A 17,251-nucleotide genomic window follows, 5' to 3' on the forward strand; every position below is an offset into this window, starting at 1 on the left:
AAGTGCCGAGCATTCTTGTTTTCAATATTTTCTAAAGTTTTTACGTAAATCGCTTTCTTTTATTTGTCATATCTGATAAAATATAGATAATATTATATCTGTTTTTGTGCGAAACAGATATAATGTCTGCACAGGTTCATGTGATGACTTGCGTATACAAACAAAGGGGGCTTAAAAATGTACAAAAAAATACTTGCGGTGCTTCTTGCTGTTGTCATTTGTCTGGGCAGCAGTATTCCGTGTGCGTTTGCACTGAACTTTGAAGCGGCAAGCGCCTTTGTAATGGATGGAGACACCGGTGAAGAGCTCTATTCCTACAATGGTGATGTTGCCCGTGTTCCTGCCAGCATGACTAAGGTGTTGACCGCTTATATCGTATATCAGGAGCTGGAAGCCGGTACGATCACGTTAGATACTCCGGTTAAAATTAGTCACAATGTTGCGGTTAAATCGCGCGATAGTAATTATCCGACCGCCGTACCACTTACGGAAGGCGCAACCTACACTGTAGATACGCTGCTACATCTCATCATGATTCCGTCTGCCAGTGCGTCCTGTATCGCTATGGCCGAGCACATCAGCGGCAGTGAGAGCGCCTTTGTCACGCGTATGAATGCAACAGCAAAGGAACTCGGACTGAATGCAACCTATTATAACTGTCATGGTGCACAGCCCAACTATATCACACCTCGCTCTCAGGCTACGCTGACCAAAATTTTCATTGATACCTACCCGGATATTTTACGCATCACCAGTAAGAGCGGTTTCAGTTTTAACGGTACCTATTATAATAACACCAATCATATGCTGAACACCATGGCGCCATATGAAGGTTTGGATGGTTTTAAAACCGGTACGATTTCGCAGGCAGGCTATTGTGTTACCACAACTGCTGTGCGCAACGGTCGTCGTGTGATTGCCGTCGTTATGAAATCAACCAGTGATGCACAGCGCTTTGCCGACTCCCGTCAGCTGCTCGATTACGGTTTTGAGCAGATTCAAAAGCGTGATGCGTCCCGTGCATCGACTAGTGTGTCCGTGACAACGCAGCCGGATAGCGTTCGTCCCTATCAGCCCGCGTCCTTCACTGTACAGCTTAATGGTGTTTCTGCAGCTTATACTGCGAAGGCACAATGGTATGTCAACGGCGAAGCGGTGAAGAGTTACGGCAACAGCAATTTCCAAGTGACTGCTAACAAGACCAGCACACTCAACTATACGCTCCGTGAGTTGACTGGCGATACGTTGGAGGTATCTTTTGTATTAACCATGCCGGATGGCACGGAGAAACGTGCGGAAACCTCAGTGCCGATTGAACAGCGTCCGATTTCCTATACCGGATCATTCAATATCCGCAGTGCGCAGGTTTATCCCGGGAAAACTCTGACAGTTACGGCAGATGTAATGGGTGAAAATGAAATTTATCGTGTGCAGTTACCTGCCGGTTGGCAATGGGATGGACAACCGATTGCGGGTTATTCCAACGACGCGTTTACCATTTTAAACGATAAGGCCAGTAGTCAATACACAATCAAAATTCCTTCGGATGCACAGCCCGGCATCCATACCCTATCCTTTGTCGTTGGTCCGGCAGACAGTACAGGCGTTGAACAGTTAGTGCTTTCTGCCGATATCGAAGTCGTTCCACTGGAGAGTCTGGAAGAAGATACATTGGAGGAAACCATCGAGATCCCTAAAAATGCAGAGGCCGCTTAAGCGGAGTAAAGGGAATCCGTTGTTCGCAAAATAATATTGTGGGATACCGATATGATATCGTCAAGGCGTTTAGTCGTTTCACACAAGGAGGTATGCATCTTGAATAGGAATCGACAGCTTTAGCGTATCGGTGTGCTGTGCTGCGCCGCAGTTCTTCTGTTAACACAGACATCTGTCGCAAAGGCGGCAAACGGCAGCTACCGCGACAGCGGCAGTTTGGATATGACAAAACTCAGTCAGACTGAGATTGCCAATCTGTTATCGGAAAATCCCCTGACCTTGCCTGACGAGATCTTTGAGGATGAGCCTTCGATCACCGCCCCCTATCGTGCGGGTAAAGTTAAAACCGAGGCGTTGCAGGCAGCGACTGACCGTCTCAATGCACTTCGTCGCATCGCGGGTCTGCCTGATTCGGTACAATTGGATATGTCGCTTTCGGAAAACGCACAATACGGTGCGGTTATACAGGCTGTGCAAAACGGTTTGAGCCATACGCCTGCCAAACCGCAGGATATGGACGAGGCTTTCTACCAGCAGGCATATTCTGCATCCTCCAGTAGTAATCTGGCCTCCGGATATACATTGACCGGCGCAGTAGATGGTTTTATGGAGGATAGTGATGCCGGTAATATCGCTATGGTCGGTCATCGGCGTTGGCAGCTCAACCCCAAGATGGGTAAGGTTGGTTTCGGTACTGCCGGTCGCTTTGTAGCCGAAAAGGTATTTGATAACAGCGGCACTGGTTGCGATTACGATTTTATCGCGTGGCCAGCAAGCGGGAATTTCCCGGCAGAAGAGGAGCAACATACGCTCTTTGGCGGCCAATATGCGTGGAGTGTAACATTGAACCCGAAGAAATTTCAGAATCCCAGCTTGTCCAGTGTATCGGTTACGTTGACCCGAGAAAGCGACGGGAAAAGCTGGGAACTGAATCAAAGTACCCGCGATACCAGCGGCGATTACTTCAATGTAGAGCTTTCCGGTTACGGGGTTTCCAACTGCATCATTTTCCGTCCGTCCGGCATCGACCAATATAGCGGTACCTATACCGTCGAGATATCCGGTTTGCGAACATCCACTGGGCAACCAGTTTCGGATTTTTCCTATCAAGTAAATTTCTTTGACGCAACCAGAGCCTGAACCTCAGCCGCAACCTGAGCCAGAGCCTGATCCCGAACCACAACCGGATCCGGAACCAGAACCTCTGCCCGATCCGGACGATAACAAATATCCGAGCGATATAGCGATGTCTGGCAATAGCACGATTGCTTGCAACAATGGAATAACAGCAGTTGTACTTGAGGACGGCACGCTTGTCAGTTGGAAAGGAGAAGGCGAGCCTAAAGGTACGATCACAACATTGGGTACAGGCTATATAGCAGTTTCCTGCTCGGAAAACCGTTTTATGGCACTGAAAGATGACGGTACCCTGTGGATTTGGAATGATTGGGGTGCTATTCAGCCCGATATTATCACCACACCCACACAGATCATGCATGATGTTCGGCAGATTGCAGGCGATCTGGTGCTCAAGGAAGATGGCAGCGTTTGGAGTTATGTCAAAATGATTGAGAATGCGCCAACAGACGGCCCATTCTCACGGGTCATTGACAGTGGCATCGTGCAGATCACAACTTGCAGTCCGGACAATGGCTATGCGCTGACTGAGGATGGCACACTGCTCAGCTGGGCTTTGAACTATCAAATGTCTGTGATCGGACGCGAAGCAACCAAGCCCGGTGAACAGCTGCCCGCAAAAGTCATGGATGACGTTGTTTCGATCAGTGGGCATCTGGCAATCCGTTCGGACGGTTCGCTATGGAGCTGGGGCGATGATACCTGCGGCAGCGTTGGCAATGGCGGCGAAATACAGAAACAGGTCACACCGGTAAAAATTCTGGATAATGTAACAGCCGCATGGTCCGGCTACCAGGATTGCTGCTTTGCCCTGACCGGAGACGGCACACTATGGAGCTGGGGTGATAATCTATATGGACAGCTCGGCTACTCAGATAGCAATATGTGGGAGACATTTGGCGGTGCTATAGACGGTTTTAGTCCTTGTATGAGTGTCCCAACGCGCACCGGTTTTACGGATGCAGTGCAAGTCTATGTTGGTTCGGCTAATCTGGTGCTGAAGAAAGACGGGACGCTCTGGCAGGCTATCGATGGCGATTTCACCAAGCTGATGGATAATGTGCGACTGCCCAGCGCTGCTACAACTTCAGACGAAATCCCCGAAGACACACCATCCTCTTTTACCGATGTACCGGATAATGCATGGTATGCGGAAGCTGTCAACAAGGCGACACAAGCCGGCTTGCTCAAGGGCGTAGGCGGTAACCGCTACGAGCCGGACGGTACGTTCACAATTGCTGAGGCGATTACGCTGTCTGCTCGCTTGCACGCGGCGCGTACGGGCGATACGATCCCGACGGTGGATGGTCCGTGGTATCAGGGTGCTTTGGAATATTGTACATCGCACCACCTGTTTTCTGCTGCACTGTATCCGGACAGCGTCATGCTTAATCCGGCAACGAGGTTCCAGATGATCTTTTTGCTTGATTGCGCTATTCCGGAATCCGAAAAAAATGAAATTAAAGATGTACCGAATGGCGATATCCCGGATATAATGGAAGCAGATGAATATGGCGGTATTGTCTACCAGTGGTATCGTGTTGGATACATTGAGGGCGATGAAACAGGCCGTTTCTTAGGCACGACCAACATCAGTCGTGCGGAGGTAGCCGCAATATTGTGCCGTATAGCGGGACTGATGCCGCTCGCGTAAGATAGGAAATAGATATACGCTCAATACAAACAGTCTGCGGATTAAACTGAAGTATCTCCAAAAGTTAGATAATCTTTTGAAGAAAGAATTGTTCAAGACGTCAGAAGGGCTTGCTGCCTGTTTTTTGATATGCTCCCTCTATGAGAGACAGTGAAATAAAACACTGTCAATCATGGAGGGAGCATTGTTATGCCTCAAAAACAGAAACTTAGCATAGAGAAAAAGGTCGAGATTATACGGGACTGTTTGAAAGGACGGGTTGGCATGAATGAAGCAGCTCGTCGAGGAGGTGTTTCGAAAGAAACGATGAGACAATGGGTATGCAACTATGAAGCAGATGGCGCAGAAGCTTTTTTGCCGCACAAGAACCGTGTGTACAGCCCGGGGTTAAAACAACAGGCAGTAGAGGAATACTTATCTGGTAGGAAAAGCCAGTTGGATATATGTAAAAAATATCATATTCGGAAGCAAGCGCAGCTACGAAGATGGATTAAGGTGTATACTGCACAGGGAGAGAGTTCAAATCCTTAAAGTTTTCAGGAGGAGGAAGCTACATGAAGCAAGGACGAGAAACCACGCTGGAGGAGCGTATCCAGATTGCCAGGGAATGCATTGCCTGCGGGAAGAAGTACAGCGAGATGGCATTAAAATACCAAATAAGCTATCAACAGGTGCGTAGTTGAACGCTTCGCTTTGAACAGATGGGGAAAGCCGGCCTGGAGGATCGGCGTGGTCGTCGCAAGAAAGACCAAACGCCTCGTACTGAACTGGAGCAAGCCCAAATCAAAATTGAGCAGCTCAAACATAAGCTGTATCTGGCGGAATTGGAGAATGCTTTGCTAAAAAAATTGGACGAGATAGAGAGGAGAGATGCCTCTCGGAAGTAAGGCAGCACCATATTTATAGAGCGATTCAGGAATGTCATGAGGAACAGGGATTTTCCATTGAAGCCGCCTGCGAATTGCTTCATGTGGCGCGTTCCGCTTACCACAAATGGGCTTCCGGAAAATTGAGCCGTAGAACTTCGGAAAACGAACAGTTAGCTGACAAGATTGAAAAAATCCATGCGGAAAGCCCGGATAAAGGCTACCGGCGACTGAATGACGATCTGCGCCATGATTATGGTATTTATGTCAACGACAAGAGAGTGCTACGGATCTGCCGGGCCAGAGATATACGGTCTACTATGAAATACAATAACCACGGTTGTACCAGACAGGCCAGAAATCCTCAGTATCTTGCCGAAAACCTGTTGGGCCGCCAATTTTACGCTGACAGACCCAATGAGAAGTGGCTCACTGATGTGACGGAGTTCAAATGGTATGAGGGTATTGAGGTACATAAGCTCTATCTGAGCGTTATTCTGGACTTCTGTGACGGCGCATCGTGGCCTATGCGCTGAGTGAGCGCAATGACAATCCTCTCGTATTCAAGACCTTTGACAGGGCTGTTAAGCTCAATCCATACGCACGTCCTCTGTTCCACAGTGACAGAGGCTACCAATACACAAGCCGAGCATTCCACCGAAAGCTCGTACAGGCGGGAATGGTGCAGAGCATGTCCCGTGTGGCCCACTGTATTGACAATGGCCCTATGGAAGGTTTCTGGGGCATCCTGAAACGGGAACGCTATTATGGCAGGCATTTTACCAGTAAGCAGGAGCTTGTGCAGATGATTGTGAGCTACATCCGCTATTACAATACCAGAATAGTTCAGCGTAACCTGGGTGTGCTGACACCGATGGAGAAACACGAGTTGTGCCTTGCTGCATAAAAAGCGGCCAGCAACCTACAGGCTGCTGGCCGGGAAAACTTTATACTTTTTCACTGGCCTCTTGACGGGTAGCGGTTCACAAAGCAGGCGACAAGCCCTTCAGCTTTGCATTTATACGGCGATTGTTATAGATTCGTTTCCAATCCTGGAACTGTACTTATCATCCCGAATTGCCCCTATTTAGCGTCCCTACGTGCAAAGTTTATTTGCGCTTGTTTGGGCGGGACGCTTCACTCATCATTCAGATGTTTCCTACGGCTTGTAATAATCTGCATACCCTGCCGCGCGGATGCAATGAGCGCACGAGATATCATCTCGATCCAGATAGTCGCAACCGGCGCAGCTCAAGATTCCTCTTTTGAATTTGATGAGAGGATAGGCGTAGGCCAGCCAAGCCTTCCCATATTCGTACTCTTCAACGGGTCTAATATGCTCCAATGTGGCGGCGCGCTTCCTTCTTTTAACCCAATGTGCCAGTATGGTTTATTTACCATTTCTCGCATCTGTTCCAGCGAGAGCGGCTGATCCCCAGTTGGCTCAGCGCTGAGGGTTTTCATTGCCTCGATCCCCAGTCTCACCGCTTCCAGAAAGGCATCTGCTTTCTCGGAATCAATGCAGACCTTTCCGCTATTCGAATCTCTATACCAGTCATTCGCTAAGTGGTTTATTCCTTCTTCATTTATCATGGGGCATTCTCTCCTCATTACATTCCAATTCCCTTAACCGTCCGTATACAAGGACAAAAAAGGCCCGAAGGGTAACATTACGTTACTCTCTGAGCCTTGTTTTGCTCATTGTTCGTGGCTGAATTGATGTGTTTTCAGTTATTAATTACAACAAAATGTTGTTAATTCTAGAAAAAGCACCAATTCACCCACATAAAATGGCATAAGACCGAACTGTGTAAATGTCCGCATCACGCGGACACTCACCACGCCCTGCCGAGCCATTTCATATGTTTTGGCAAACTGGTAATGAATCAAAGAGCAATGATTTCAAGGGCGCAGCACGCGCCTTCCCTGTTCCAGGCAGTGAACAACACCTCCTTCTTGGTCAGTATCATATCTGTGCAGGCTCACCTCCTGTTCAGTTGAGGCATCTGTTGCACTATGCAGTTTCAGTTAACGCTCAGTTGAGCCATTTTTTTCTGGCATTGTAGGCACATCCGTCCGTTTTCCGGCATGGCCTCTGTAACATCGGCAGGCATGATCCACTTGCCGCAGGCAGCGTACCAGTATCCGTTGCATCCATTTCGGTTGTTATCTGCGATCACATGGATGATTTTCTCCTTTGTCATTCCATACAAGTTCACTTAGAATCCCTCCATTCCCTTTTCTGAAATGTATCTTTTCGAAACAAAGTATGCACATAGTCGATTTTGCCGATATCCATGGGAGCAGCCTCCCATTGTATACCGTCGAAGGAGTACATCCATCCTGCCGGCTTGCGCCAGATTTTTCTTAGAACTCGGATGTCGTCATCAGGGAAAACGATTTCTCCGTACAATTTCTGATATTTCCTCAGCAACTCTTCTGCTGTCATAGCTGTGATCCTCCGTTTTGGTCGTTTCTGGTCTGTCTATTATTGGTCTTTTTTCGTTCTCTGCACGCGCGGATACGCAGCGCATTGGGCGGACTTATTCCCACTGAGCTGATATCCACAATTATACGGGAGGTATGCCATGACCGCATTTCTGGTAATTTTCAGTCTTTCTGCGATCTGATCTGGAGAAAGTCCCTTTTCACACAGCCTGCAAATATCCTCGGCACGCTGACTGGGTGTAAAGACCAGCTTCAATAAGAACGCGCCATACGGTGCTATGACTAACATTCAGCTCACTGGCTGTGCGTTTAATTGATCCTGTCATGCTGTATTTCGCAATAATATCCGATTTCTCAATCGTTTTCACGGACATCCCCCTAATATTTTCACTGTCAAATCCATCCGGCGGACGATATGCTGCAAGGCCATTCACATGCTTTTCGCAATCTCATCAAGGTCAATACCGTAGATGTCCTTGATCCAGCCCTTAATTGTGCAGTCCCAGCCAACAAGCAGGCCATTCCATTCCAAGATCTTTGCAAAAACGTCTGACGGACTCATAGCCTGAAGCTGCTCATCGAGGCTTGTGTCGTCCTTATCCAGCCCTTTTCGCTGCCTCAGGTATCTGATTATGTATTCCGGGTATCTCTCTTTAGCTTTCATACATTTTCTCCTTTTCTCAGTTAATCATCAGCCATGTCCAAAAACGAATCATCAAAGCCTGCAATGTTCGCGATAACGTGATCTGCACCTGATTGAATGGATGTAACATCCTCTCTAATATCGTCGAGAAAGCTCTTTCTAAGGGCCATGACTTCTTCAGATGGATTATTTAGTTTTTGGAAAAAGGCTTGCGCCGCAGTTAAGGACAATAGCACTCTTCCGTTCTTATATTCTGACATTGTTCTTCACCTATCTATCCCTCCGGCGGGCCAAATCGCCGTGTCAGGATCCGGTTTTCTACAAAGTGAACCTTATATGATGATGTAGCCTTGATAATCCTCACCCTCATCATCATCGTCTTTCGGATACCAATGGTATTTGCAATCCAGATTTTCGCACTGACCATTCCACATCAATTCTCCGCAAAGAGGACACCGCGTACATTCGTACATCGACATGGTTATTCTCCTTCTTTTCAATTCCCAATCGATCCTGCTGACAGATCAATGAATCAACACCGGGAATAGATACCGGAAATGCGACTAAAATGCTTTTTGGGTTGCAATCTCATTCCCGGAACCAATATTTTAACTTTTCCTCTTACTTAAGATCTTTGCGAAGCTCATCCCATGCACCGTCAGGGTAGTTATTATTGAGGATTTCATAGATCTTCTCATCAACCTGCCGGTCGAGTTCCTTAAGTGTATCGCATAGGAACTGCGGGTCACGAGAAACCAGCATACCGTTCTGTTCAAATACCTCATCACCTGCAAGGTCGCCTGAAGAAACCTTTATCCTCTGTACATCTTCGGCAGTAAAAGTAAACAGTGCCGTACTTTGCAATTCAGTGCTGCTAATTAAAATGTGAACAGCTCGAAAACATGGAGTTTTTGCGAAAACGTGTTCTTGCAGCATCTTATGAATGCTCTGTACGTCATTGCTGTCGCCCAGAGAGAGATTGCAACCAAATGAACGATTCCATCCTCTCAAACTGTTCATATGTCGGGAGATTACCCATTTTTTCATCTACTGCTTGCGCAAGGATTTTTGTTATAAGTTTTGTCGAGTTGCTTTCGGGTATTACAAGAGCAGATGCCTTGATACGCATTAACTTCTTAACCTTTTGAATATAAATTCCTCGTTCTGCATCTGAAAAAGTTTTCCAGCATGCTTTCGGAGGCATATAATAGACAAGACAAGTATAGTTTCGTTTCTTCCAGAGCAATTTTTAAAACAGTTTCTCCTTTGATTCTTTCGCATTTTCGGGGAAAATCTGTTCGTTTGCAATGTCTATAAGCCATCCATAAATTCTATTCTCTTCACAGCATGTCACTTCCACGCCGATAGGCTCTGTTTCGCACTGAAGAGCTGGATGACCTTTACGCTCCAGCAAAGGGTAGCCCAGATAATGTTCCAAAACGTGCTTAGCATGGGTTTCAGACATTTGGTTCAGGGCCTCTGTCACGTTCTTTCGATTTTTTTCATCTTCCATTCTATTCATTTTTATTACTCCGTTCTTCTTATTGCCCCCTCAAAAATGCGTAAATCAAACCCCATCCGGCGGGCCAGTTCGCCGTATCAGGATCCGGTTTTCTATAAAACGAACCCTTCAAAGCCATTCAGACTTCCATTCATATATTTTTAGGCCAGCCTCAGGACACATTTGCTTGCCACAGCCATACGGTCCTATTCAGAGCCTACCATCTCTCCAGTTTCTGCTTTCGTATCGTTTTTTGAATCAACAAGAACGACATCGGATACATTGATCCAATCATCGTTCAGATAACAGACTTCCTCACCAATCGGCACACTCCCTCTTGGATGCCGAAGATACAGGGAATTGCAAGAGCGGCTGGCTTTGCAAGCACAGACCAATATCTTATCGAAAAAATCAGTCTCCGCCAGCCTGCATATATCGGAATACTTCATCGGCTGTTCCGTAGCCTCTGTATGAACAATATGATCCAGATTCAACCGCTCAGAGACTAATCGGATATAGGTCGGAGGTATCATATTGTCGTAATAGATAACCGGTTTTTGCTTCATATGAACACCTTCTCTTACATTTCAGCTTAGATCAAGGGAATCAGTTTTCACAAGCGCATACCGGACTTCAATGCAATCCAAGTAACCTTCGCCACTCATATCTACCTGTGCATCGCAATGTACGCATTGTTCTGTACCAGTCTCTTCTGCTCCATCTACCCTCTTGATGATGCATCCGCATTCGGGACAGCACAGGACATCATACTGTGCCAGAATCCCGGCATCAGCGAGACGCTCAAGAATTTCAAGGCTTTCCTGATAGCCGCAATTCAGATGCGACGCAACACGCGATATGGAGATCGTCTGTTTGGCTGTGTCGGTTAGTCCACCAATGTATTGCAGGACTGCCTTTTCCCTCTCGGATAATGCGTCATGGTTCGTTTGCATGTAAGCAGCTCCCTTCTTGTCATGTCATTCTATCACGGGCAATGATTGGGCCGGTAAAATAGCGGAACATATTGTGCTTTTTCATGTTGCACTTCCTGTATCTTGTGGTTTTTGGCTTTATTTGCAGCCATTTGCAGGCCACTATGGGGCCAGTGAAACAGCACCTCATATTGTGTTTGTTTCTCCGGGTTTCCCATATTTGGTGTCCTGCGCGTAAAAATTTACTTGCGCTTATTTGCAGCGCTCCGGCGGGACGCTTCACTCATCATTCAGATGCTTCCTGCGGCTTGTAATAATCTGCATACCCTGCCGCGCGGATGCAATGAGCGCATGGCACGCATTCACGATCCAGATAATCGCAACCGGCGCAGTTTAGTGTTTCTCTTTTGGTTCTGATGGGCGGGTGAGCGTAGGCCAGCCAAGCCTTCCCATATTCGTACTCTTCCGGGTGATACGCAAGCAGCGGGTCTAATATGCTCCAATGTGGCGGCGCGCTTCCTTCTTTTAACCCAACGTGCCAGTATGGTTTATTTACCATTTCTCGCAGCTGTTCCAGCGAGAGCGGCTGATCTTCGGTTGGCTCAGCGCTCAGGGCTTTCATTGCTTTGATCCCCAGTCCAACTGCCTCCAGAAAGGCATCTGCTTTCTCGGCATCAATGCAGATTTTTCCGCTATTCGGATCTCTGTACCAGTCATTCGTTAAGTGACCTATTCCCTCTTTATGTGTCATAGTGTGCTCACTCCCAATCTCTATTTCTCGTGTCCGTCACACAAGGACAAAAAAAGGCCCGGAGGGTAACTTTACGTTACTCTCCGAGCCATTTTTGCTCATTATTCGTGGGTGAATTGGTGCGTTTTTCAGTTAGGAATTACAAAAAATGTTATTCCTCTACGAAAAACGCACCAATTCCCCCACATAAAACGGCATCACATCCGTTTTCGAAATTGTCTGCACCACGCGGACACCAACCACGCCCTACCGGGCCATTCCATAAGTTCAGGCGAGCCAGTGATGAAATATAGAGCAATGATTTCAGGGGCGCAGCACGCGCCTGCCCTGTTCCAGACAGCAAACAACACCTCCTTCTTGGTCAGTATTATATCTGCGCAGGATCACCTCCTGTTCAGTTAAACCATGCAGTTTCAGTTAATGCTCAGTTAAGGCACTTTTTCTGGCACTGTAAGCACATCCGTCCATCTTCCGGCATGCTCTCTGTAACTTCAGCAGGCATGATCCACTTGCCGCAGGCAGCGTACCAGTATCCGTTACATCCATTTCGGCTGTTATCGGCGATCACATGGATGATTTTCTTCTTTGTCATTCCATACTTGTTCACTTGGAATCCCTCCATTCCCTTTTCTGAAATGTGGCTTTCCGGAACAAAGCATGGGTGTAGTCGATCTTGGCGATATCCATGGGAGCAGCCTCCCACTGAATACCGTCGAAGGAGTACATCCATCCTGCCGGATTGCGCCAAATTTCTCGCAGCACATTGATGTCGTCATCCGGGAAGACGATTTCTCCGTACACTTTCTGATATTTTCTGAGCAATTCTTCTGCTGTCATAGCTTGTCCTCTCCTCATTTTCCTGCACTTTTCCCCCATTCCATTGCAGGTCTTCCACATTTCATTGCAAGTCTGCCACATTTCAATGCAGCTTTCCCCCATTTCGATAGAGTTCTCACCGTTTCCGATAGAGTTTGCATCATTTCAAAGTCGTTCGATATTTGACAAATAGCAGAAATGTGTATATACTTATAGTAGCTCGTCTGCCATGTGTAGAAGGAGTTTCTGAAGACGTCTTGCTAAGCAAGGCGTCTTTTGTTTATTTGGCACCAAATACAACCTCTCGTTTCAGCTTTCCTACATTACGTTGCTGGTGTCCCCCCATTTGGTTGCAACCCCATTTTGATAGAGTTTCCATCACTTTTGATAGAAGTCCAGCGAAGCAGTTCGGAAGAATGATACCGGAAATGCGACCGGAATGCGATTAAAAGGCTTCTTGGGTCGCAATTTTATCTCAAGACGCTTCTGTTGTATTTCCCCGCGTGCGATTGTATCCGCTCTCATAGGCCCTGTACTTGCTTATCATATCCCTCTCCATGTCATTCAGATTGTTGTACGAACTACCTTCCAGCGGAATGAGATGGACGGTGAACGGATCACCACAACGGAAGTCGTAGTAGACATCCGGTGAACCTTTTCCATGAATATGCTGACCCACTCGTGCCAAAACATTTCGGCTCTGCCCTACATATGCCCTTTTGTTGAGCGTATTTTCCAAGACGTATACGCCCGGGAAATCGGAGTTAAACGAGTAAAGTGTGTTCTTTTCCCCTTTGAGCATCGCAGCAAAGGTATTCAGATCCAAAATCATTTCCTGCCGGTTCAGATCTGATTTATTCGTTGGTGTATCGTTTTCGTTACTGATATCAGACGGAAAGAGATAGCCATGCGCATTCAGTTGCCGTTTCAGTTCTTCAATCAAGCTGCGGTCTTCAGACTGAAATGAATAGCCTTCTCCATTGATGGATACGACTGCCTCCCACTTCTCAGGTGTACAACAATTGTGGTTATACCGCATATCACGGCTGCCATCTTTTCTCTCGTATGTCCAACGCTCTCGGTGGTGCAGCAGCTTATTCGTAGGTATTGGGTGTTTGTAGCGTGTAATTTGAAGCTGTTTTATCAGTTCTGGATCAACAGAGACAAGCTCACAAATTCTTTTACGTGTCGCAACTTGAGAACACTTCTTGACAATCGCTATTATATGCAAAGCAAGCAAAGCAGCAAAGCAAAGGAAAATAAGATTGACTCCTACAAACACTATTGGATTGCCATTCATGTAAAGCTCTGCCGTTTCGTTCATTAAATCAGTAAGATATTGAAAGATTTGTTCCATAACAAAAGCATTCCTTTCTATGGCATATCAGCCTTATTATCACCCCCCTACAAAATCTATTTCATCAGCCACACCTCAGGAGGAAACCTGTTTATCCTCCCGATATAGACTCACTCACTCTGGCGTACTGGGCTGCGGTATCACAGGCCCGTTTATCGGATCAACCGTTTTCTTCGCATTATATCCATCCGGCAGACGATATGCTGCAAGGCCATTCACATGCTTTTCGCAATCTCATCAATATCAATGCCGTAGATGCCTTTGATCCAGCCCTTAATCTGGGAGTCCCAGCCACCAAGCAGTCCATTCCACTCCAAGGTCTCTGCGAAAACGTCTGACGGACTCATAGCATGAAGCTGCTCATCGTGGCTCGTGTCGTCTACATTCAGCCCTTTTCGCTGCCTCAGGTATCTGATTATGTACTCTGGGTATCTCTCTTTAGCTCCCATACATTTTCTCCTTTTCTCAGTTAATCAGCAGCCACGTCTAAAAACGAATCATCAAAGCCCGCAATGTCTGCGATAACGTGATCCGCATCCGATCGAATGAATGTGACATCCTTGCTGATACCATCGAGAAAGCTCTGTCTATGAGCCATCACGTCCTCAGATGGATTATTCAGCTTTTGATGAAAGGCCATCGCCGCAGTTGAGGACAATAGCACCCTTCCGTTCTGATATTCTGACATTGTTCTTCACCTATCTATATTCATTGCAAGACCGTCCGGCGGGCCAAGTAGAGCCAGATTTATATAAAATGAATCCTCCAAAGCTATTCGGACTTCCATTCAAATACTTTTCAGGCCGCCCTCAGGACGCATTTCCTCATTCGCACCGGGAATGCCAAATCCCTTCGCTTTAATGCGCCCGTTTGTACGAAGCTGAGATCTCGCTCCCGTTTTGAGGATCCTTGGGAGTAGATACGGAAACCGTTCCCCAGTCCTGATAGTAGATGCTTTCATTGTCAATCCGGATGTCCGGCTCGCCAAGGTGGGATTTCAGCCAGCTTTCACAGAACTCACGCTGCATTCTCCGCTCCATTGCTGAATCGTTGCCTTTCGGATACTCTACACACGCAGGAGACAGTTCCCAGTCGAGAAGAACCTCATTTCGGAAAGAAAACCGTCCGACGAACACGCCATTTTCGTTTTGGAGCAGTCCCATTTGCGTCAGCAGAAGATACTCTTTGCCGTTTCCAATCCGTTTCGCTTTCGGAAATGCCTCAAACATCTCATGAAGTGTCGTTTCCGGCCCAATATCATATCCATTCAGATTGATAATGCCATGCGTTAAGTCAGTCATATTTCTGCCCTCCTGATCCCCAGTTTTTCTTCTGTCTGTTCGCCGTCCATCTGCCATCTGCTATCCCGGAACTGTCCGTACCACAAGGACAAAAAAGGCCCGGAGGGTAACATCACGTTACTCTCCGAGCCCTTTTTGCTCATTTTATATGGGTGAATCGGTGCGTTTTTCAGTTAGGAATTACAAAAAATGTTGTTCTCCCACGAAAAACGCACCAATTCACCCACATAAAATGGCGTAAGACCGAACCGTGTAAATGTCCGCACCACGCAGACACAACGGCCCTCAGACCGGGCCATTCCAGAGCAACGCAGCCCCATTCTGATAGAGTTTTCAGCGGATTTGATAGAGTCTTTGGCAATTCCGATAAAATCTCCACCATATTTGATACGAATTTTGATACGAACTCCCCCCATCTCGATAGAGTTCCATTCAATTCTGATAGAGTCCCCGCCATTTCCAATGCCGTTTCCGTCCATTTCAATGGCATCCCCCATTTCAATAGAGTTCTCCTCATTCTGGTAGTGTTCCCACCCATTCAGATAGCGTTTCCATCATTTTAGCTGGAAGCGCTCAGTTGGGGCATTTTTTCTGGCATTGCAGACACATCCGTCCATTTTCCGGCAGGGCCTCTGTAACATCGGCAGGCATGATCCACTTGCCGCAGGCAGCGTACCAGTATCCGTTGCATCCATTCCGGTTGTTATCGGCGATCACATGGATGATTTTCTTCTTTGTCATTCCATACTTGTTCACTTGGAATCCCTCCATTCTCTTTTCTGGAACGTGCCTTTTCGGAATAAAGCATGGGTGTAGTCGATCTTGCCGATGTCCATAGGAGCGACCTCCCACTGGATACCGTCGAAGGAGTACATCCATCCTGCCGGATTGCAACAAATTTCCCGCAGCACATTGATGTCGTCATCGGGGAAAACGATCTCTCCGTACACCTTCTGGTATTTTCTCAGCGATTCCTCTGCTGTCATAGCTGTGATCCTCCGTTTTGGTCGTTTCCGGTCTGTCCATTATTGGTCTTTTTTCGTTCTCTGCACGCGCGGATACGCAGCGCATTGGCGGACTTATTCCCACCGAGTTGATATCCACGATTATACGGGAGGTATGCCATGACCGCATTTCTGGTGATTTTCAGGCTTTCTGCGATCTGATCTGGAGAAAGCCCCTTTTCACACAGTCTGCAAATATCCTCGGCACGCTGGCTGGTGTAAAGACCGGCTTCAATAAGAACGCGCCGTACAGTGCTATGACTAACATTCAGTTCACTGGCTGTACGTCTAATTGATCCTGTCATGCTGTATTTCGCAATAATATCCGATTTCTCAATCGTTTTCACGGACATCCCCCCTAACATTTTCACTGTCAAATCCATCCGGCGGGCCAGATCGCCGTATCAGGATCCGGTTTTCTACAAAGTGAACTTATATGATGATGTAGCCTTGGTAGTCCTTACCCTCATCATCATCGTCTTTCGGATACCAATGGTATTTGCAATCCGGATTCTCGCACTGACCATTCCACATCAGTTCTCCGCAAAGAGGACACCGTGTACAATCGTATACACACGACATAACTATTCTCCTTCCCCCGAATTCCCAATCTGTTCAGCGCCAAAGCCCTTATCATCCATTTCCAATCCTGTCTGGTCATCCTGATTCAAAAACGCCTGATGCATGGCTTCCTGATTTATTGGAATCCCATTTTCAACACGGACACTTTGAGCATGAAACTGAATCCTGCGCAATTCGAGGTTCCGCTTTCCGGCTACTTTCGCTGCATTGTGCATTGCACCAATTTTTGAAGGCTTTCTCGTTCTTTTCCTGAATTCTTTCACGGAATATTCCATGGCAAATGCCTCCTTTTAGCGGGTCAGTTCACCGTATCAGGATCATCACTCTGGTGGCTTTCTTCGCTCATCCCAAACCACCGTACACCCCTTAGCGGAATTTGCCTGTTCTTGCCGTCTTCCAGCCTCATAAACAGCAAATCGCTGCCGAATCTAACCTCTGTCGCACGAAATTCTTCCAAATATCCATCAAACCATCTTACTGTGACTATGTTGCATTTCATCCCTTGCCCTCCAATTTTATATACAATGGGCTATTCAGACTTTC

33 protein-coding genes and 1 pseudogene are annotated in these 17,251 nt (G+C 47.0%); 9 read left to right on the top strand and 25 right to left on the bottom strand.

Annotation, left to right across the window (positions count from 1 at the left end; genetic code table 11):
- Positions 1-177 precede the first annotated feature (177 nt).
- From ACESSO_RS14545 to ACESSO_RS14585, 9 genes and pseudogenes are all read left to right on the top strand, one after another.
- Complete coding sequence (locus ACESSO_RS14545; protein ID WP_373166246.1) at positions 178-1,716, top strand: D-alanyl-D-alanine carboxypeptidase family protein; 1,539 nt, start codon at positions 178-180, stop codon at positions 1,714-1,716.
- 222 nt (positions 1,717-1,938) lie between these two features.
- The gene (locus ACESSO_RS14550; protein WP_373166248.1) at positions 1,939-2,856 is read left to right on the top strand and encodes a CAP domain-containing protein; all 918 of its coding nucleotides are present in this window, start codon (positions 1,939-1,941) and stop codon (positions 2,854-2,856) included.
- Positions 2,857-2,962: 106 nt separating this feature from the next.
- Positions 2,963-4,507: an S-layer homology domain-containing protein gene (locus tag ACESSO_RS14555; protein ID WP_373166249.1), complete on the top strand. Its 1,545-nt coding sequence runs from the start codon at positions 2,963-2,965 to the stop codon at positions 4,505-4,507.
- Positions 4,508-4,696: 189 nt separating this feature from the next.
- Positions 4,697-5,038 carry a helix-turn-helix domain-containing protein gene (locus tag ACESSO_RS14560; protein WP_373166250.1) on the top strand — a complete coding sequence of 114 codons (342 nt, stop codon included), beginning with the start codon at positions 4,697-4,699 and terminating at the stop codon, positions 5,036-5,038.
- Positions 5,039-5,061: 23 nt separating this feature from the next.
- Entirely contained in the window at positions 5,062-5,190 is a 129-nt protein-coding gene (locus tag ACESSO_RS14565; RefSeq protein WP_373166252.1) for a hypothetical protein, read from the top strand.
- A gap of 18 nt (positions 5,191-5,208) precedes the next feature.
- Positions 5,209-5,394, top strand: a complete 186-nt coding sequence (locus ACESSO_RS14570) for a hypothetical protein (protein WP_373166253.1) — start codon at positions 5,209-5,211, stop codon at positions 5,392-5,394.
- A gap of 122 nt (positions 5,395-5,516) precedes the next feature.
- Positions 5,517-5,909: an IS3 family transposase gene (locus ACESSO_RS14575; RefSeq protein ID WP_373166254.1), complete on the top strand. Its 393-nt coding sequence runs from the start codon at positions 5,517-5,519 to the stop codon at positions 5,907-5,909.
- Positions 5,894-6,025 (top strand): annotated as a pseudogene (locus ACESSO_RS14580) (IS3 family transposase); the annotation flags it as partial. The gene ACESSO_RS14575 and the pseudogene ACESSO_RS14580, both read left to right, overlap by 16 nt.
- Positions 6,026-6,052: 27 nt before the next feature.
- On the top strand, positions 6,053-6,280 hold the full coding sequence (locus ACESSO_RS14585) for an IS3 family transposase (protein WP_373166371.1): 228 nt from the start codon (positions 6,053-6,055) through the stop codon (positions 6,278-6,280).
- Between the two features lie 344 nt (positions 6,281-6,624).
- Here ACESSO_RS14585 and ACESSO_RS14590 read toward each other — a convergent pair whose 3' ends face one another.
- From ACESSO_RS14590 to ACESSO_RS14710, 25 genes are all read right to left on the bottom strand, one after another.
- Positions 6,625-6,966 carry a hypothetical protein gene (locus ACESSO_RS14590; protein WP_373166255.1) on the bottom strand — a complete coding sequence of 114 codons (342 nt, stop codon included), beginning with the start codon at positions 6,964-6,966 and terminating at the stop codon, positions 6,625-6,627.
- 431 nt (positions 6,967-7,397) lie between these two features.
- Positions 7,398-7,592: a hypothetical protein gene (locus ACESSO_RS14595; RefSeq protein WP_373166257.1), complete on the bottom strand. Its 195-nt coding sequence runs from the start codon at positions 7,590-7,592 to the stop codon at positions 7,398-7,400.
- On the bottom strand, positions 7,589-7,822 hold the full coding sequence (locus ACESSO_RS14600) for a hypothetical protein (protein ID WP_373166259.1): 234 nt from the start codon (positions 7,820-7,822) through the stop codon (positions 7,589-7,591). The genes ACESSO_RS14595 and ACESSO_RS14600 overlap by 4 nt, the downstream gene beginning before the upstream one ends.
- A 199-nt stretch (positions 7,823-8,021) precedes the next feature.
- A complete protein-coding gene (locus ACESSO_RS14605; RefSeq protein ID WP_373166260.1) occupies positions 8,022-8,189 on the bottom strand; it encodes a hypothetical protein in 168 nt (55 codons plus the stop codon).
- A 62-nt stretch (positions 8,190-8,251) separates the two neighbouring features.
- Positions 8,252-8,485, bottom strand: coding sequence for a hypothetical protein (locus ACESSO_RS14610; protein WP_373166262.1), 234 nt, complete (start codon positions 8,483-8,485; stop codon positions 8,252-8,254).
- Between the two features lie 20 nt (positions 8,486-8,505).
- The gene (locus ACESSO_RS14615) at positions 8,506-8,724 is read right to left on the bottom strand and encodes a hypothetical protein (RefSeq protein WP_373166263.1); all 219 of its coding nucleotides are present in this window, start codon (positions 8,722-8,724) and stop codon (positions 8,506-8,508) included.
- Positions 8,725-8,796: 72 nt separating this feature from the next.
- On the bottom strand, positions 8,797-8,943 hold the full coding sequence (locus tag ACESSO_RS14620) for a hypothetical protein (RefSeq protein WP_373166264.1): 147 nt from the start codon (positions 8,941-8,943) through the stop codon (positions 8,797-8,799).
- Positions 8,944-9,085: 142 nt separating this feature from the next.
- Positions 9,086-9,511, bottom strand: coding sequence for a hypothetical protein (locus ACESSO_RS14625; RefSeq protein WP_373166265.1), 426 nt, complete (start codon positions 9,509-9,511; stop codon positions 9,086-9,088).
- A gap of 202 nt (positions 9,512-9,713) precedes the next feature.
- The gene (locus ACESSO_RS14630) at positions 9,714-9,986 is read right to left on the bottom strand and encodes a hypothetical protein (RefSeq protein WP_373166266.1); all 273 of its coding nucleotides are present in this window, start codon (positions 9,984-9,986) and stop codon (positions 9,714-9,716) included.
- 185 nt (positions 9,987-10,171) lie between these two features.
- On the bottom strand, positions 10,172-10,531 hold the full coding sequence (locus tag ACESSO_RS14635; RefSeq protein WP_373166267.1) for a hypothetical protein: 360 nt from the start codon (positions 10,529-10,531) through the stop codon (positions 10,172-10,174).
- Between the two features lie 21 nt (positions 10,532-10,552).
- Positions 10,553-10,918 (bottom strand): hypothetical protein, encoded by a 366-nt coding sequence (locus ACESSO_RS14640; protein ID WP_373166268.1) that lies wholly within the window; start codon positions 10,916-10,918, stop codon positions 10,553-10,555.
- Between the two features lie 265 nt (positions 10,919-11,183).
- A complete protein-coding gene (locus ACESSO_RS14645) occupies positions 11,184-11,648 on the bottom strand; it encodes a hypothetical protein (protein ID WP_373166270.1) in 465 nt (154 codons plus the stop codon).
- 424 nt (positions 11,649-12,072) lie between these two features.
- On the bottom strand, positions 12,073-12,255 hold the full coding sequence (locus ACESSO_RS14650) for a hypothetical protein (RefSeq protein ID WP_373166271.1): 183 nt from the start codon (positions 12,253-12,255) through the stop codon (positions 12,073-12,075).
- Positions 12,252-12,485, bottom strand: a complete 234-nt coding sequence (locus ACESSO_RS14655) for a hypothetical protein (RefSeq protein WP_373166272.1) — start codon at positions 12,483-12,485, stop codon at positions 12,252-12,254. Before ACESSO_RS14655 ends, ACESSO_RS14650 begins: the two co-directional genes overlap by 4 nt.
- A gap of 454 nt (positions 12,486-12,939) precedes the next feature.
- A complete protein-coding gene (locus tag ACESSO_RS14660) occupies positions 12,940-13,821 on the bottom strand; it encodes a GIY-YIG nuclease family protein (RefSeq protein WP_373166273.1) in 882 nt (293 codons plus the stop codon).
- A 215-nt stretch (positions 13,822-14,036) separates the two neighbouring features.
- Positions 14,037-14,270 (bottom strand): hypothetical protein, encoded by a 234-nt coding sequence (locus tag ACESSO_RS14665; protein ID WP_373166275.1) that lies wholly within the window; start codon positions 14,268-14,270, stop codon positions 14,037-14,039.
- A 20-nt stretch (positions 14,271-14,290) separates the two neighbouring features.
- Positions 14,291-14,509, bottom strand: coding sequence for a hypothetical protein (locus tag ACESSO_RS14670; protein ID WP_373166276.1), 219 nt, complete (start codon positions 14,507-14,509; stop codon positions 14,291-14,293).
- Positions 14,510-14,678: 169 nt separating this feature from the next.
- Positions 14,679-15,122 carry a hypothetical protein gene (locus tag ACESSO_RS14675; protein ID WP_373166277.1) on the bottom strand — a complete coding sequence of 148 codons (444 nt, stop codon included), beginning with the start codon at positions 15,120-15,122 and terminating at the stop codon, positions 14,679-14,681.
- A gap of 173 nt (positions 15,123-15,295) precedes the next feature.
- Positions 15,296-15,619, bottom strand: a complete 324-nt coding sequence (locus ACESSO_RS14680; RefSeq protein ID WP_373166278.1) for a hypothetical protein — start codon at positions 15,617-15,619, stop codon at positions 15,296-15,298.
- A gap of 76 nt (positions 15,620-15,695) precedes the next feature.
- On the bottom strand, positions 15,696-15,878 hold the full coding sequence (locus ACESSO_RS14685; protein ID WP_373166279.1) for a hypothetical protein: 183 nt from the start codon (positions 15,876-15,878) through the stop codon (positions 15,696-15,698).
- Positions 15,875-16,108, bottom strand: a complete 234-nt coding sequence (locus tag ACESSO_RS14690; RefSeq protein ID WP_373166280.1) for a hypothetical protein — start codon at positions 16,106-16,108, stop codon at positions 15,875-15,877. Before ACESSO_RS14690 ends, ACESSO_RS14685 begins: the two co-directional genes overlap by 4 nt.
- Positions 16,105-16,473, bottom strand: coding sequence for a hypothetical protein (locus ACESSO_RS14695; RefSeq protein ID WP_373166281.1), 369 nt, complete (start codon positions 16,471-16,473; stop codon positions 16,105-16,107). Before ACESSO_RS14695 ends, ACESSO_RS14690 begins: the two co-directional genes overlap by 4 nt.
- A gap of 85 nt (positions 16,474-16,558) precedes the next feature.
- Entirely contained in the window at positions 16,559-16,708 is a 150-nt protein-coding gene (locus ACESSO_RS14700; RefSeq protein ID WP_373166283.1) for a hypothetical protein, read from the bottom strand.
- 2 nt (positions 16,709-16,710) lie between these two features.
- Positions 16,711-16,983, bottom strand: coding sequence for a hypothetical protein (locus ACESSO_RS14705; RefSeq protein WP_373166284.1), 273 nt, complete (start codon positions 16,981-16,983; stop codon positions 16,711-16,713).
- A 23-nt stretch (positions 16,984-17,006) separates the two neighbouring features.
- Positions 17,007-17,207 (bottom strand): hypothetical protein, encoded by a 201-nt coding sequence (locus ACESSO_RS14710; RefSeq protein WP_373166285.1) that lies wholly within the window; start codon positions 17,205-17,207, stop codon positions 17,007-17,009.
- Positions 17,208-17,251 lie beyond the last annotated feature (44 nt).

This window comes from Agathobaculum sp. Marseille-P7918 (genome assembly GCF_964248325.1).
Lineage (GTDB): Bacteria > Bacillota > Clostridia > Oscillospirales > Butyricicoccaceae > Agathobaculum.

Bases quoted from the DNA above. Each gene is read 5' to 3' on its own strand.
- ACESSO_RS14600 (WP_373166259.1), bottom strand. From the start codon at position 7,822: ATGACAGCAGAAGAGTTGCTGAGGAAATATCAGAAATTGTACGGAGAA.
- ACESSO_RS14655 (WP_373166272.1), bottom strand. From the start codon at position 12,485: ATGACAGCAGAAGAATTGCTCAGAAAATATCAGAAAGTGTACGGAGAA.
- ACESSO_RS14590 (WP_373166255.1), bottom strand. From the start codon at position 6,966: ATGATAAATGAAGAAGGAATAAACCACTTAGCGAATGACTGGTATAGA.
- ACESSO_RS14710 (WP_373166285.1), bottom strand. From the start codon at position 17,207: ATGAAATGCAACATAGTCACAGTAAGATGGTTTGATGGATATTTGGAA.
- ACESSO_RS14620 (WP_373166264.1), bottom strand. From the start codon at position 8,943: ATGTCGATGTACGAATGTACGCGGTGTCCTCTTTGCGGAGAATTGATG.
- ACESSO_RS14550 (WP_373166248.1), top strand. From the start codon at position 1,939: ATGACAAAACTCAGTCAGACTGAGATTGCCAATCTGTTATCGGAAAAT.
- ACESSO_RS14625 (WP_373166265.1), bottom strand. From the start codon at position 9,511: ATGAAAAAATGGGTAATCTCCCGACATATGAACAGTTTGAGAGGATGG.
- ACESSO_RS14660 (WP_373166273.1), bottom strand. From the start codon at position 13,821: ATGGAACAAATCTTTCAATATCTTACTGATTTAATGAACGAAACGGCA.
- ACESSO_RS14705 (WP_373166284.1), bottom strand. From the start codon at position 16,983: ATGGAATATTCCGTGAAAGAATTCAGGAAAAGAACGAGAAAGCCTTCA.
- ACESSO_RS14565 (WP_373166252.1), top strand. From the start codon at position 5,062: ATGAAGCAAGGACGAGAAACCACGCTGGAGGAGCGTATCCAGATTGCC.
- ACESSO_RS14545 (WP_373166246.1), top strand. From the start codon at position 178: ATGTACAAAAAAATACTTGCGGTGCTTCTTGCTGTTGTCATTTGTCTG.
- ACESSO_RS14610 (WP_373166262.1), bottom strand. From the start codon at position 8,485: ATGAAAGCTAAAGAGAGATACCCGGAATACATAATCAGATACCTGAGG.
- ACESSO_RS14585 (WP_373166371.1), top strand. From the start codon at position 6,053: ATGGTGCAGAGCATGTCCCGTGTGGCCCACTGTATTGACAATGGCCCT.
- ACESSO_RS14615 (WP_373166263.1), bottom strand. From the start codon at position 8,724: ATGTCAGAATATAAGAACGGAAGAGTGCTATTGTCCTTAACTGCGGCG.
- ACESSO_RS14670 (WP_373166276.1), bottom strand. From the start codon at position 14,509: ATGTCAGAATATCAGAACGGAAGGGTGCTATTGTCCTCAACTGCGGCG.
- ACESSO_RS14680 (WP_373166278.1), bottom strand. From the start codon at position 15,619: ATGGGGGATGCCATTGAAATGGACGGAAACGGCATTGGAAATGGCGGG.
- ACESSO_RS14555 (WP_373166249.1), top strand. From the start codon at position 2,963: ATGTCTGGCAATAGCACGATTGCTTGCAACAATGGAATAACAGCAGTT.
- ACESSO_RS14690 (WP_373166280.1), bottom strand. From the start codon at position 16,108: ATGACAGCAGAGGAATCGCTGAGAAAATACCAGAAGGTGTACGGAGAG.
- ACESSO_RS14640 (WP_373166268.1), bottom strand. From the start codon at position 10,918: ATGCAAACGAACCATGACGCATTATCCGAGAGGGAAAAGGCAGTCCTG.
- ACESSO_RS14560 (WP_373166250.1), top strand. From the start codon at position 4,697: ATGCCTCAAAAACAGAAACTTAGCATAGAGAAAAAGGTCGAGATTATA.
- ACESSO_RS14635 (WP_373166267.1), bottom strand. From the start codon at position 10,531: ATGAAGCAAAAACCGGTTATCTATTACGACAATATGATACCTCCGACC.
- ACESSO_RS14675 (WP_373166277.1), bottom strand. From the start codon at position 15,122: ATGACTGACTTAACGCATGGCATTATCAATCTGAATGGATATGATATT.
- ACESSO_RS14665 (WP_373166275.1), bottom strand. From the start codon at position 14,270: ATGGGAGCTAAAGAGAGATACCCAGAGTACATAATCAGATACCTGAGG.
- ACESSO_RS14630 (WP_373166266.1), bottom strand. From the start codon at position 9,986: ATGAATAGAATGGAAGATGAAAAAAATCGAAAGAACGTGACAGAGGCC.
- ACESSO_RS14700 (WP_373166283.1), bottom strand. From the start codon at position 16,708: ATGTCGTGTGTATACGATTGTACACGGTGTCCTCTTTGCGGAGAACTG.
- ACESSO_RS14570 (WP_373166253.1), top strand. From the start codon at position 5,209: ATGGGGAAAGCCGGCCTGGAGGATCGGCGTGGTCGTCGCAAGAAAGAC.
- ACESSO_RS14645 (WP_373166270.1), bottom strand. From the start codon at position 11,648: ATGACACATAAAGAGGGAATAGGTCACTTAACGAATGACTGGTACAGA.